This window comes from Nostoc sp. (assembly GCF_036916655.1).
Classification (GTDB): domain Bacteria; phylum Cyanobacteriota; class Cyanobacteriia; order Cyanobacteriales; family Nostocaceae; genus Nostoc.
On sequence record NZ_JBALFY010000066.1, the window covers coordinates 133,975 to 148,350 of the forward strand.

Genomic DNA, 14,376 nt, shown 5'->3' on the forward strand with positions numbered 1-14,376 from the left:
TTTTGAGGGAAGTTCGGTGTTTTTGACCAAAAGCAAATAATCCGTTGAGAATAAGAGACTAAAAGTCATGGGCACAATCCAAAATCGAATGGCTCTAATAGCAACCTTGACGCAGTAAATTGCTAATTTCACTATGACAGTGTTCTGTCAGTTCAGCCACAACAGTTCTAGCTTGTTTGCCATGATATTTTTGATGATATTGGGGCGTAATCCAATAAGGACGACCGATTAACACCGCAACCCGGCGATAAATTACCAAAGGATGCCAACCACCTTGGTTAAATAAGGGTTCTGAAGGGTCAAATACACTCAAAAGCTTTAAGGGGAAGCCGGAAGTGTTGACTTCTTCTAAAGAGGCGATCGCGATCGGTAAAATAGCTAAATCCTGTACATCAGCTCGTAATGCCAAATGAGCAAATCCCCGTTGAAACTCACCCAGATGATTTGGTTGAGTAAATTTCACCATTGGTTCTGTCCCTTCTGGAAACACTCCTACCATCTGCTTGGACTGCAATAGCACCTGCGACTGCGAAAAAAAACTTTGCTGGCGGTTTTGAGTGTCCTCCAAGGGAAAACACCCCAATTGATCGGTGACAATCTCCCGCATGATTGGCACTTGTCCCATATAGTGATGGCAAGCAAAGCGAATCGGACTCGATAACGCAGCCATTAAAATCGGTGCATCCATAAAGCTGCGATGATTGCTGACTACCAACACCCTAGCATCCTGGGGAATGCGATCCTCATAATAGCGAAACATTTGCGTTGAAAGTGCCGCCACCAAAGCGCGAGAAATCTCTAGGGGGCTATTTCGATTCATACCTAATCAATATATTTTCCGGTAAATATGGCGATTTATCTTAATTTAATTTTTACATTTCTTTACTATTGCCATGACCGTCTTAAGATAGAAATATCTCATCGACAAAAGCAATGAGATTTTCTGCGTTCTCAATTTTGTATTCTCGATCACAAGAATATCTAATAAAAACTATTTATAAAAATTATGATTAGTTAATTTCCATTTTTTAGGTAAAAATGAATTTAATTGATGTCTATTACAAAACAATTCTTGACCTGATAAATTTGCTAGTATAAACATGTTATTGGAAAAAACAGGAATAATATCGTATAATTGCGTGGTTTTGCCACCAAAAGCTAAAATGTAAAACGTTTTAATAAGTTAATTTTTATTTTGTATGAATCTAGTGAATAAAACAAACACATTTGCGCTCACCACACCTCTATATTATGTAAATGATGTACCCCATATAGGTAGTGCTTACACGACGATCGCAGCCGATGTCGTGGCGAGATTTCAGAGACTACTGGGAAATCAGGTATTACTAATTACAGGTACAGATGAGCATGGGCAAAAAATTCAGCGATCGGCAGAAAGTTTAGGCAAAGCACCACAAGAATTTTGCGATGAAATTGTCCCTAGCTTCGTGAGTTTATGGCAGTTACTAGACATTCAATACGATCGCTTTAGTCGGACTACTGCCCCTCGTCATGAAGTGATCGTCAAAGAATTCTTTGAGCGAGTCTGGGAATCTGGTGATATTTACCAGGGACAACAACAAGGCTGGTACTGCGTATCCTGCGAAGAATTCAAAGAAGAACGGGATCTACTTGAAGGACACCGTTGCCCAATTCATACTAACAAAGAAGTGGAGTGGCGAGACGAACAAAATTATTTTTTCCGCTTATCCAAATATCAAAATAAGCTCACAGAATTTTATCAATCTAAACCGGATTTTATTCAACCAGAAAGTCGGCGTAACGAAGTCCTCAGCTTTGTAAATCAAGGGCTACAAGACTTTTCAATTTCGCGGGTAAATCTAGATTGGGGTTTTCCCGTACCAGTTGATCCCAAGCACACCCTTTATGTCTGGTTTGACGCGCTGCTAGGTTATGTCACAGCATTACTAGAACCAGACGCAGAACCGACTTTAGAAAATGCTTTAAAAACATGGTGGCCGATTAATTTGCACCTAATTGGTAAAGATATTCTCCGCTTTCATGCAGTTTACTGGCCAGCAATGCTATTGTCGGCTGGCTTACCCTTACCAGGGCGAGTATTTGGGCATGGCTTTTTGACCAAAGACGGGCAGAAAATGGGCAAAAGTCTGGGTAACACCCTCGATCCTGTGGCGTTAGTTAAACGCTATGGTAGTGATGCCGTTCGTTATTACTTCCTTAAGGAAATCGAATTTGGCAAGGATGGAGATTTTAATGAAGTTAGGTTCATTAATGTTCTGAATGCAGATTTGGCAAATGATTTAGGTAATTTGCTCAATCGCACCTTGAGCATGGTGAAGAAATACTGTGCTGAGAATAATGTCCCATCAATTGGCAATGAAGCGATTCCTGACGAAAATCCTTTGAAAGCAATTGGTTTACGTCTGGGCGAACAGGTGAAACAAGCATACCAAGAGCTAGCTTTTAGCCAAGCCTGTGAGGCTATCCTTTCCCTGGCACAAGCCAGTAATAAGTTTATTGATGAACAAGCTCCTTGGTCATTATATAAACAGGGACAGCAGGAATCGGTGGAAAAGGTTCTCTACGCAGTTTTAGAATCAGTTAGACTAGCAGCTTATCTGCTATCCCCAATTATTCCTAACATCAGTAGCGATATTTATCTGCAACTGGGCTTTGGAATAAATTTTAACGATCAAAAACAAAGTTCAGTTACCGCTCCTTTTGCCATTCATGCGACATGGGGAATACTATCTAGTAAACAACCTTTGGGTACATTCCAACCGGTTTTTCAGCGAATAGAAACCCCGAAAAACGATTAGTCCTTATCAAACTCTGATTTTGTTCAATTTCTTATTTTCTCACAAAATTTATCGTGGCTGAATTTAAATCAGCTGCGGAACATTATCATAAGCCGCTGTGACTAGCATCTAAAAGTTGGTAATTTGTATCAAAAATAACAGGGATAAAAATTGAGGTATCACAACGATGTTGAATAATTTGGAAAACGATTCAATCTTTACGCCAGAACAGGTTTTGGAGAATCGAGGTAGGGTCGCCATATTTATTGATGGCTCAAATTTATTTTACGCTGCACTGCAACTAGGGATTGAAATCGACTACACCAAGCTATTATTTCGATTAACCGGAGGTTCTAGACTACTGCGTTCTTTTTTCTACACAGGCGTAGATAGGACAAACGAGAAGCAACAGGGGTTTCTGCTGTGGATGCGTCGCAATGGCTATCGAGTCATTGCCAAAGATTTAGTCCAGCTACCAGATGGCTCTAAAAAAGCTAACCTGGATGTAGAAATAGCGGTAGACATGATGGCGCTAGTAGATTCTTATGATACCGCAGTTTTAGTTAGCGGTGATGGGGATTTAGCTTATGCAGTCAATTCAGTCAGCTATCGTGGCGTGCGGGTAGAAGTAGTCAGCTTGCGTTCCATGACCAGCGACAGCTTAATTAATGTTAGCGATCGCTACATTGATTTAGAAGCCATCAAAGAGGATATTCAAAAAACCCCTCGCCAAAGCTATCCATACCGTCCCTTATCTGGGATCGGTTTTTTGGAAGACACTAGAACTAGTGATGGACATTTAGAAATCCAAGAATAATGGCCTATAAGTTTCATAAAAGGGGGAGAAAGGAAAAGAGAAAAAATCAAAATTTCTCCTCCGCTCCCTCCTTTCTTATTTTACCTTTGACTTTTTTCTTGGTATTTGGTTTAGTTGCTTGTGGGGGCAAATCTCCCCCAGCTTCTCAACAAAATACTGAGGCTTCATCTAATTCAGATAGCAATTTAACTTTCTTTGGTGTCACCCTAGAACAAGCAGATGAAGTCGGACGGCCGATTTGGAAAGTCAGGGCTACACGGGCAAAATATACCAAAGAAAAAGAAATTGGTCAGGCCGAAAGTCCTTATGGTGAACTATACCAAGATGGCAAAGTAGTTTACAAAATCAAGGCAGATGTAGCAGATATTGCACAAGATGGGAAGCAATTGTTTCTTAAGGGTAAGATATTTGCCACAGATCCTAATAATGGGATTGTGTTGCAAGGCAATGAATTAGAATGGCGACCTCAAGAAGATTTGTTAATTGTCCGCAACCAGATTAATGGTACTCATAAACAACTACAAGCAGTAGCACAGGAAGCGCGAGTTAAAACCCGCGAACAGCGCATGGAATTTTCTGGAGGGGTAATAGCCAATTCCACCGATCCCCAGATGCAGGTTAGAACCGAACATTTAATTTGGAATATTAAAGAAGAAAAACTGATTGGCGATCGCCCCATTCAAATTGACCGCTACAAAGATAATAAAATTAGCGATCGCGGCAAGGGAAATTCTGCTGAAGTCAACTTAAAAACCAAAATTGCCACTGTCAAACAAAATGCTCAACTAGATTTACTAGACCCACCACTGCAAATAGCTAGTAACTCTATGATCTGGAACATGAACACAGAAACCGTCACCACAAACTCACCCACGCGAATGTTCCAGCGTGCCGAAAATGTCACAGTGACAGCTAATCAAGGTGAAATGAAAATACCGCAAAAAACCGTTTATTTAACAGGAAATGTCAACGCCGTTGGTCAACGTCGCCAGTCTTTGAAATCCAATACATTAACTTGGTATTTAGACAATAAGTTAGTTGAAGCTCAAGGAAATGTAACTTATCGACAGGTTGATCCACCGTTAAATTTTGCTGGTGAAACAGCCGTTGGTAATCTGCAAACAGAAAATATTGTTGTCAAAGGCGGCAGTTCTGGCGGTAGGGTAGTCACGGAGATTATTCCCCAAGAAAGAGCTAATCGTCGGTAGTCAAGTTAGGGAAGTCCAAGAAATAAGCTATCCAATATTGTGGAGTTGGTCTCTTGCCATTGGTGTCAACTTAACATGAAAGCAAGTCTATAACTAGCTTTTAGATTACTTCGTTCCCAGTCGGAGACTGGGAATGCCTATCTTTGAGGCTCCGCCTCTCTTTACTGGCGGCAGAGCCACTTTTGAGTTGCATTTCCAGCCAGAGGCTGGAAACGAGGTTTTAAAGGAGTTTCAGCTTAAGTTGACACGGCATTCCCGGCTTATAGACTAGGCTCTCATGTCGCACACCCCACAAGAGCTAACATTTCTGAGCTATAGCAACGGACAAGGAGATTAGGACATTAACTGATGATAAAACCTGACTTTCAACCCAGTCCCCAGTCCACTGCTATATATGAACGATTCTTTGAGAGGATGAACAAAATTCCAACTCTCCCTCATACTCCCCACTTATAAATTTTGGTCGAGTACTAGGCTAGGATCTTATTACTACAAGTCCTTTGATAAACCATGAATGGATCAAACCGATTAAGTAAGGAATCCTTGCCAATATCCCAGCAAGTAGAACATTCTTACCATCACGATACAGCCGACGAGCATACAGATCATACTCATAGAACTGGAGAATTGGCTCATCCTCACATCCATAGCGAAGAGTCTTTACGGCGGATTGTCAATCGATTATCGCGTATAGAAGGACATGTTCGTGGTATTAAGGCAATGGTGCAGCAAAATACCCCTTGCCCTGATGTTCTACTGCAAATTGCCGCAGTCCGCGGCGCACTAGATCGGGTAGCGCGAATTGTTTTGGATGAACATTTAACTGAGTGTATTGCTAGAGCCGCACAAGAGGGCAATATTGACGTTGAAATTAAACAGTTAAAAGCTGCTTTAGATCGGTTTTTACCTTAAAAATTAGAAAAATAATGACATACAGTAGTGATCGTCACTAAATAGACTATGATTCTAAAAAAATATCATTTTCATTATTCTTTAATTGGCAAATTCTACAAACCACTAATTCTTTTTCTGCACGGGTTCATGGGTAACATAGATGAATTTGATGAACCCATAAAATTACTATCTGACGATTTTGATTATTTAACAATTGACCTCCCAGGACACGGTAAAACTCAAGTTTTGGGTGAGGAAGATTACTATACAATGGCAAACACTGCTCATGCTTTAATTAACTTATTAGATGAGTTAAAAATTGCCAAATGCTTTTTAGTTGGTTATTCAATGGGTGGAAGATTGGCTTTATACCTTGCCTTACATTTTCCCGAACGTTTTTATAAAGTTGTCTTAGAGTCAGCTTCCCCAGGTTTACCAACAGAAGCGGAACGATTAGAACGCATTAAGCTTGATCAGCAAATAGCGAAAAAATTAACAATAAGCCTTGAAAAAAGCGATCTTGCAGCTTTTCTATCAAATTGGTACAATCAGCCGATTTTTGGTTATATAAAAAATCATCCAGAATACGATCGCATGGTAGAAAGTCGGTTGCAGAATAATCCACAGGAATTAGATAAATCATTGCGTTTTATGGGTACTGGATGTCAGCCTTCTTTATGGGAAAGGCTACAATTCAATACAATTCCCATGCTTTTACTAGTGGGTGAATACGATCAAAAATTTGTATCTATTAATAGAGAAATGACTAAAATATGTGAATTTGCTCAGATAAAAGTAATTAGTAGTGCTGGACATAATATCCACTTTGAAAATACCTTGGCATTTGTGGAAAATATCAAAAATTTTCTGTCCCCAGCAAGTTAAAAATTAGAATAACTTCATTGCTTCTTTACTCAGGGCGAACGCATCTAAATATTAAAGATTGATGAGTCAGATGGAATTCCTCAACGCTCCATCACACAAGACTTTCAGAAAATTAGGTAAGGTATTAGAACTGTCTGGATGTCTTGTAACCATTGATGCAATTGGTTGTCAAAAAGAGATTGTGAGGTTAATCACACAGCAGAATGCAGATTATGTGATTACCTTAAAAAAGAACCAAGGTAATCTTTATAATGAAGTTGAAAAACTTTTCCAGTCAGGGATAGGCACAGGATTTCAGGAGATTCAACATAGTACCTATAAAACAGAAGAAGTAGGGCACGGTCGTCATGAGATTCGCCATTATCTAATGTTATCTGGTATTCAATCGCGGCTTGACCCAGATTCGATCTGGTCAAAATTAAATAGTGTTGGTATGGTAGAGTCCGTCCGTTCATTGGATGGTAAAACAACAGTTGAAACTTGTCGATTTACCACAACCAATATGCCCAGTAAATAAAGTGCAAGTGGGTTCATTAGGCTTAAAAAAAGTAATTTTCTGCTTCAGCTTGCCAAGAATATCACCACCTCGTACCGAGGAAAAATTTATATAATACTTGCCATCAGAGCTATTGTTGACAAACAGAGTTCTGCTGGGATCGCTAGCCTGATAAAATTCCCGTAAATCTATGGACATAACCTGGTACTGCAATTATCTGGTATTGTCTTAACATATCCTTGTACAAAAGGATAAAGTTACTTACATCATTGCATCTCATTATTTCGGGGAATTCTTGCTGTTACTGCCTCAAAAGCGATCATAATGACATCGCAAACTCTCTGCGTACCTCTGCGTTTAAAAATATTTAAGTTATCTGCAAAAACCGAGACTCTTTTTTGATACTATTTAAGGCCAGACTCTTTAAATACTGATTGACGTATGAGCAAAGGTACCCTGTTTGATAAAGTTTGGGACTTACACACCGTTGGTACACTTCCCTCAGGGCTGACGCAACTATTTATCGGGCTTCATCTAGTTCATGAAGTCACTAGTCCCCAGGCCTTTGCTATGTTACGCGAGAAGGGTCTAAAAGTACTGTTTCCAGAACGAACTGTGGCCACGGTCGATCATATTGTTCCCACAGATAATCAAGCGCGTCCCTTTGCCGATAGCTTGGCAGAAGAAATGATTCAAGCACTTGAACAAAATTGTCAAGAAAATAACATAACTTTTTACAATATTGGTTCTGGCAGTCAGGGTATAGTTCACGTCATCGCCCCAGAACTGGGAATTACCCAGCCGGGAATGACGATCGCTTGTGGAGATAGTCACACATCAAGTCATGGGGCATTTGGTGCGATCGCATTTGGTATCGGTACTAGCCAAGTCCGCGATGTTCTCACTTCCCAAACCCTTGCCCTCTCAAAATTGAAAGTCCGCAAAATTGAAGTTAACGGCACTCTCAACCCTGGAGTTTACGCCAAAGATGTCATCCTGCATATCATCCGCACCCTTGGCGTAAAAGGTGGTGTGGGTTATGGTTACGAATTTGCAGGGACGACATTTGAGCAAATGAATATGGAAGAGAGGATGACTGTCTGCAATATGGCAATCGAAGGCGGCGCTAGATGCGGCTATGTCAATCCCGATCGAGTCACCTACGATTACCTCAAAGGTAGAGATTTTGCACCCAAAGGTGCAGATTGGGATCAAGCAGTAATTTGGTGGGAATCCATCAAGAGCGATGCTGATGCCCAGTACGATGATGTCGTAGTATTTGATGCGGCGGAAATTCCTCCTACCGTCACTTGGGGGATTACTCCCGGTCAAGGTATCGGTGTCAATCAGTCAGTACCTCAGCCAGAAGAACTGCTAGAAGAAGACCGATTTATTGCCGAAGAAGCTTACCGCTACATGGATTTATATCCTGGTCAACCGATCAAGGGCACTAAAATAGATGTCTGCTTTATTGGTAGTTGCACCAACGGCAGAATTAGTGATTTACGAGAAGCGGCAAAAATCGCTAAAGGTCGCCACGTTGCAGAAGGAATCAAAGCCTTCGTTGTCCCTGGTTCTGAAAGGGTGAAGGAAGAAGCGGAAGCTGAAGGACTGGATAAAATCTTTCAGGAAGCCGGATTTGAATGGCGGGAACCGGGATGTTCTATGTGTCTGGCCATGAACCCCGATAAGTTAGAAGGAAGACAGATCAGTGCCTCCTCATCTAATCGCAACTTTAAAGGAAGACAGGGTTCCTCTTCCGGTCGGACATTGTTAATGAGTCCGGCGATGGTCGCCACTGCTGCCATTAAAGGCGAAATTTCTGATGTGCGTGAGTTGCTGTAATTTTTTGTCATTTGTCATTTGTAGAAATTAACAGGCTGTCATTGAAATGATAGGTAAATAAAGTTTATGGTGAGTGAAGTTAAAACAGTTTCAGGGCGCGGTATACCGTTAGTGGGCAATGATATAGATACCGATCGCATCATTCCCGCACGATATTTGAAAGCCGTTACCTTTGATGGCTTAGGCGAAGGCGCGTTTATTGATGACCGGAAAGCACTTAAAGGTGAACACGTCTTTGACCAACCCCAATACCAAGGGGCGAATATTTTAATAGTCAATAGAAATTTTGGCTGTGGTTCATCACGGGAACACGCACCCCAAGCGATCGCCAAATGGGGAATCCAAGCTTTAATCGGTGAAAGCTTCGCCGAAATCTTTTTTGGTAACTGTGTGGCAATGGGCATACCTTGTGTGACAGCCGATGCTGTTACAGTTAAACAACTGCAAGAGTTAGTCGCTGCCAATCCCCAAGCCACCGTTACTGTAAATTTGGAAACATTGCAAGTGCAAATTGATGATTACACCGCCCCAGTTGCGATCGGTGAAGGGACAAGAAGCACATTTATTTCTGGAACTTGGGATGCTTGCGGTCAGTTGGTGGCTAACGCTGACCAAGTTCGGGCAACAGCGGCAAAATTACCTTATGTGGGTTGGGGCAATTTAGCCGCAAGTTAGCGACGTTTAGAAAATTCGTTTGTGTAGCTGCGATTTCTAATCGCCTGGTATATTTGTTTTCGTTGAGATACTTCTTTTTAGGGACTTCCAAATCAAAAAATACCCATTAACTCTTGTGGGGTGGGCGTCTCGCCCGCCATACAGACTGGGCGGGCAAGATGCCCACCCCACAATATTGGATAAGAGAAGCTTAACTGAACTGTATTATTTTAAAAGCCACTTTTAGGAGTTTCTATAGCATTAGGACTCTCTGTAGTAGTGGGTTTTTTAGTATCGGGAACTTTCTGTTCGGTACTCTTCTGATTACCTTGATGTTCTAGCGTAGTTAGTGCCTGTTTTGCCAGATTTGCGGCTGCTTGTTTAAATAATGGTTCTATTTTATTTCGCCAATATTGAGTATTCGGCAGCTTTTCAGGATGGTTTCTATAATCTAAAACTTTATCCCATTTACCATCATCTATTGCTTTATTAATCTCATTAGACAAAGCCTCAGCCTTCGCCCAATCTTGCTGCCACTGGGCAATCATTTTGCCCGTCTCTTGGATACCAGAAGCAGCATTTGCCGGAATTGTCCTCAAAAGTGCGATCGCTCCTGTTATATCCCCTGAATCATACTTCTGTCTTGCTTGTTCTATAATACTGGCACTGTTATCACTAGGCTGCGATCGTTCTGATTTCCCAGCATCGTCAGCTGACCCCTTTGACTTTTCTGGTAATGGAGTTGCGACATCCCTCGATTTTGATTTTGTCTTGGTAGTCGGTCGAGTCGCAATCGAGCTACTATCATCTACAATCTTTGTTGCAATGCCTTTTTCACGCAGGCAAGAACTCCATTCTTGATTATTGGTTATCTGATCCGAGTCAACCCAAGCCAAACGACCAGATTTAAGTTTAATTTCTACCCAACCTGCTTTTGTCCGCTTGCCAGTTACCTGGAAATTGGTGTTATCAGTAACAGTTTGCAAAACATTATTAGAATTTATCGAACTAGGTTTAGAACGGATATTAGAATTTCCTACGACAATAGCCAAGCATTTGTCTGTTAAGGCAGTATTATTACCTGTAATATTTAAAGCGAAATTTTTCACATTTGGATATACATTGGCTACCAAAGCAGCCGCACCACCCGCCAATAATATGCCAATTAATATCGGCCATGGGTCGGATTTATGAGAATCTTGACGCCCAGGTTTCGCGGGGACAGGATTGGCTGGTGCAACTGCTACAGTTTGTAGCCGAGATACTTGAGGTTGGGATTTGGCTACTTGGTAGTTGGAATTATTGCCGACTTCTTGAGAGGTGGAAAGTGCTGGTACAGGATTAATCGTCTCTTTACAGGCTTGCAATGCCTCCGTGGCGCTTTGGTAGCGGTCTTTGAAGTGATAACGTACCATCTTAGACAACACTGCCGCCAGTCGATGGTTCACGGTTGCTGAATGACGCCAGATGATTTCGCCCGTTTCTGGGTCTTCTTGCAATTCTGTTGGCTGTAATCCTGTTAATGCTTGAATAGCAATCACACCAAGGGAATAGATATCGCTGTTGGGACGGGGTTTACCTTGCCCTTGTTCTGTGGGCATATAGCCAGGAGTGCCAATAACCACTGTCGCCGAGGCTTGTCCGCCTACTGCTACCATCTGTGTACGCAGTTGCTTCACTGCCCCAAAGTCTACTAAAACTAACTTATTATCGGAAGCGCGACGAATGATATTATCCGGCTTGATATCGCGGTGAATCACGCCTTGGCGATGGACAAATTCGAGAATTTCTAAAACTTCCTGTAACAGTTGAATTACCTGGCTTTCATTCCAGCGCTTACCAGGTATAAGTTCCTCAGCTAGGGTATGTCCTTCAATATATTCTTGTACTAGATAGAATTCTTGATTGTCGTCAAAATACGCTAGTAGCCTGGGTATTTGGTCATGATTGCCCAGTCTTTCCAAGGTTTCGGCTTCACTGTTAAATAGGCGTTTCGCAGTATCAAAAACTCTGGGGTCAGTTCCGGGTTTAAGGTGCTTAACAACGCAGATGGGATTGCCAGGCCGTCTAGTATCTTCAGCAATATAGGTTTGACCAAATCCTCCCATCGCGAGGACTCGAATTACTTGGTAACGATGATCTAGTAGCTTGCCTATCATATTCCCTCCCCAGAGTTCTTACCTAATTTTCCAGCTAGTAATAAATATCTCCAAATTTTCTTCAATGAAATCCGCTATCTTGAGAAAAGATTTAGATTAAAAACGCAGCTTTTTAATAAACACAGACTGTTTATTTTTCTTTATAGTGCCCCTGTTTACTACCAATGCCACCTAAAATAACAAACTCAGTTGCATGGCAACAGGCTGAAATCCTCATGCAGCCTGCTTTCATTCGGGTTATCGACAATCTCCGCAAGCTGCTTGATGAATCTTCCTGGACGGGAACTTACCATGATGTCCTGATTTGGCCGCCTAGCACCACTGATGAAATCAAAGCATTGGTGACTGAACTGTTGCAAGCAATGGAAACTGCAACGCCCCAAGAAGCAGATGAAATCAGAGAGACTCTGGCTCGTCTGCCGATGCCCCATCCAGGATATCATCTACGTTTAGAGCGTCAACAGCAGCAAGCAAGTATCGATTTGTGGGAACTGTGTTATCAAGTGTGCTTTCTGAAATACAGCCCAGTTGAGGAATCTGCTGATGTTGATACTAGTTTAATTGATGAATTCGGTGAAGTGGATTGGCTGCGTTTGGATGCGAAGGCAAAGGAGTTAGTTGAACAGGCGTTTGCTAAATTACCAGAGAGTTGAACAAGAGGCAAGGGGGCAGGGAGCGGGGAGCAGGGGAGATAGAATAGAAAAGGGATTCGACCTCAACTGTTGCATTAGCTTCCCGCAGGGTACGAGAACCACTTAACAAAAGTGGGGAACGTAAAAATATGTTCAGCTCCGCTCCACCGCAGGAGTCAGGGGTCATTTTCCTCCGCTCCCTTCCCCCTGCCTATTCGTTGAAGCCTGTATGGTAATTCTGCACCCACTTTCAGATTTTATCGACTGCGATGCCATCAGCGACTCATCTTGTAGCTATTGGTACGAAGGGCGCTGTTTGGAAAGTGGCGATCGCCTAAAATTACCCCGCACCTCAATGTCTGAAGTGATCGCTCACGGACTAATGCAAGAGTTAGCTAATAATGACTGTTATTCTCGTGAAGGCAAGATGTATGGCATCCTATTGGTTGAACTGCCTAATGGCGAACAATGGGTACTAAAAGCCTTCTCCGGTCTTTTAAATGGTTGTAGTATTGTTGAAGGCTGGGTACCACCAATTCCAGGTAGAGACGAAGTTGCTTTCGAGGAAGCCCGTACTTTGACGCAGTTAGACGCGATTAAGCAGGAACTTCTGACCTTGAAGCAACTGACCGAACGCCAGCAGTATGAAACTCTATCGAATAAGTTTGAGCAGCAGTTGCAAGCAATGAGCGATCGCCATTGCTATTGCAAACATCAACGACAGGAAAAACGTCAGCAAATCTGCAAGACACTCAGCCCAGAAGCACTCACTATTGCTCTTGAACAACTCGACGAAGAGAGTCGTCAGCAGGGAATTGAGCGACGACAACTTAAACGCCAGCAAAATACCCGATTACAACCTCTGCAACAGTTAATTGCAGCGTCAGATGCGCGAATTAGTGAACTGAAACAAGAGCGGAAAGCACTATCCCGTCAATTACAAGCTCAAATGCAGGCTAGCTATAGCTTGACCAATTTTTCCGGGCGCTCGCAATCATTGCAAGAATTGATGCCAGGAGGTTCGCCCACTGGTACAGGAGACTGTTGTGCCCCAAAGCTACTTCATTATGCAGCAACACATAATCTCAAACCGTTGGCAATGGCAGAATTCTGGTGGGGTATGTCTTCAGCAAATCAGGACAAAATTCAGGGAGAATTTTATGGAGCGTGTATAGAACGATGTCAGCCATTGATGGGGTTTTTGCTCTCAGGGTTAAGACCTAACCCCCCAACTCCCTTGCCTCCCAGGGAAAGGGGAGAGGTCACTTTACCGATTATTTATGAAGACGAATGGCTGATTGCGGTAAATAAACCTGCTGGATTACTTTCGGTACCTGGCCGTTATCGCGATCGCCAAGATAGTGTATTGAGTCGCTTCGCTCATCTGTTACCGGATGGTATATCACTTGCATCTGTGCATCGCCTAGATCAAGAAACTTCCGGGATTTTGTTGTTAGCGCGCGATCGCCAAACCCATCGGCAACTTAGTCAGCAGTTTCAGCAACGGCAGGTTCACAAGGTTTATGAAGCCATACTTTCCGGTGTTATAACAATTGAGCAAGGTGTAATTGACTTGCCATTATGGGGAGATCCTGAAAATCGCCCTTATCAAAAAGTTGATTGGCGACACGGCAAACCCAGCTTGACATACTTTCAGGTAATGGCGAGAGAACAAGATTACACCCGCGTAGAATTTACGCCGCTAACCGGACGCACCCATCAATTGAGGGTTCATGCGGCTGATGTGCGAGGACTGGGGATAACTATTTTAGGCGATCGCCTTTATGGATGCTGTGCAGTTACCAGCCGCTTACATCTGCACGCCAGAGAACTTCGCTTCAAGCATCCGCAATTAGAAAAAACCCTACATTTACAAGTAATTACGCCCTTTTGATGCCTTCTCTAATTTCCCCTTGAAGACTACAACGGGGAATAGGGTTTAAAATCTCTTGATATATGACCTCACTTATCTGAAATCTGCTGTAAATTCCAATAACCCCCCAAAT

The 14,376-nt window shown here is 42.4% G+C and carries 12 protein-coding genes and 1 pseudogene; 10 read left to right on the forward strand and 3 right to left on the reverse strand.

Going from position 1 to position 14,376, the window contains the following annotated elements; translation table 11 throughout:
* Window positions 1-94: 94 nt before the first annotated feature.
* Window positions 95-820: a lysophospholipid acyltransferase family protein gene (locus V7L31_RS17900; protein WP_334697479.1), complete on the reverse strand. Its 726-nt coding sequence runs from the start codon at window positions 818-820 to the stop codon at window positions 95-97.
* A 379-nt stretch (window positions 821-1,199) separates the two neighbouring features.
* Here V7L31_RS17900 and metG point away from each other — a divergent pair, with 379 nt between their 5' ends.
* From metG to V7L31_RS17930, 6 genes are all read left to right on the forward strand, one after another.
* Entirely contained in the window at window positions 1,200-2,801 is a 1,602-nt protein-coding gene (metG, locus tag V7L31_RS17905; RefSeq protein WP_334697480.1) for a methionine--tRNA ligase, read from the forward strand.
* Between the two features lie 166 nt (window positions 2,802-2,967).
* Window positions 2,968-3,597 (forward strand): LabA-like NYN domain-containing protein, encoded by a 630-nt coding sequence (locus V7L31_RS17910; RefSeq protein WP_334697481.1) that lies wholly within the window; start codon window positions 2,968-2,970, stop codon window positions 3,595-3,597.
* Window positions 3,597-4,805, forward strand: coding sequence for an LPS export ABC transporter periplasmic protein LptC (gene lptC, locus V7L31_RS17915; protein ID WP_334697482.1), 1,209 nt, complete (start codon window positions 3,597-3,599; stop codon window positions 4,803-4,805). Before V7L31_RS17910 ends, lptC begins: the two co-directional genes overlap by 1 nt.
* Before the next feature lie 510 nt (window positions 4,806-5,315).
* The gene (locus V7L31_RS17920; protein ID WP_334697483.1) at window positions 5,316-5,717 is read left to right on the forward strand and encodes a metal-sensitive transcriptional regulator; all 402 of its coding nucleotides are present in this window, start codon (window positions 5,316-5,318) and stop codon (window positions 5,715-5,717) included.
* Window positions 5,718-5,765: 48 nt separating this feature from the next.
* Window positions 5,766-6,584, forward strand: coding sequence for a 2-succinyl-6-hydroxy-2,4-cyclohexadiene-1-carboxylate synthase (gene menH / locus V7L31_RS17925; RefSeq protein ID WP_334697484.1), 819 nt, complete (start codon window positions 5,766-5,768; stop codon window positions 6,582-6,584).
* A gap of 70 nt (window positions 6,585-6,654) precedes the next feature.
* The gene (locus tag V7L31_RS17930; protein WP_334697525.1) at window positions 6,655-7,101 is read left to right on the forward strand and encodes an ISAs1 family transposase; all 447 of its coding nucleotides are present in this window, start codon (window positions 6,655-6,657) and stop codon (window positions 7,099-7,101) included.
* Here V7L31_RS17930 and V7L31_RS17935 read toward each other — a convergent pair.
* A pseudogene (locus tag V7L31_RS17935) lies at window positions 7,066-7,278 on the reverse strand (ATP-binding protein); the annotation flags it as partial. The gene V7L31_RS17930 and the pseudogene V7L31_RS17935 overlap by 36 nt on opposite strands.
* A gap of 243 nt (window positions 7,279-7,521) precedes the next feature.
* On the opposite strand from V7L31_RS17935, the gene leuC reads away from it, so the two are divergent.
* Together leuC and leuD are read left to right on the forward strand one after the other, a co-directional pair.
* Window positions 7,522-8,925: a 3-isopropylmalate dehydratase large subunit gene (gene leuC / locus V7L31_RS17940; protein WP_334697485.1), complete on the forward strand. Its 1,404-nt coding sequence runs from the start codon at window positions 7,522-7,524 to the stop codon at window positions 8,923-8,925.
* 66 nt (window positions 8,926-8,991) lie between these two features.
* A complete protein-coding gene (gene leuD, locus V7L31_RS17945) occupies window positions 8,992-9,600 on the forward strand; it encodes a 3-isopropylmalate dehydratase small subunit (protein WP_334697486.1) in 609 nt (202 codons plus the stop codon).
* A gap of 209 nt (window positions 9,601-9,809) precedes the next feature.
* Here the strand turns inward: leuD and V7L31_RS17950 are convergent, their stop codons facing one another.
* Entirely contained in the window at window positions 9,810-11,738 is a 1,929-nt protein-coding gene (locus tag V7L31_RS17950) for a serine/threonine protein kinase (protein WP_334697487.1), read from the reverse strand.
* Between the two features lie 164 nt (window positions 11,739-11,902).
* On the opposite strand from V7L31_RS17950, the gene V7L31_RS17955 reads away from it, so the two are divergent.
* The gene (locus V7L31_RS17955; protein WP_334697488.1) at window positions 11,903-12,391 is read left to right on the forward strand and encodes a hypothetical protein; all 489 of its coding nucleotides are present in this window, start codon (window positions 11,903-11,905) and stop codon (window positions 12,389-12,391) included.
* Between the two features lie 208 nt (window positions 12,392-12,599).
* Window positions 12,600-14,264, forward strand: a complete 1,665-nt coding sequence (locus tag V7L31_RS17960) for an RluA family pseudouridine synthase (RefSeq protein ID WP_334697489.1) — start codon at window positions 12,600-12,602, stop codon at window positions 14,262-14,264.
* Window positions 14,265-14,376 lie beyond the last annotated feature (112 nt).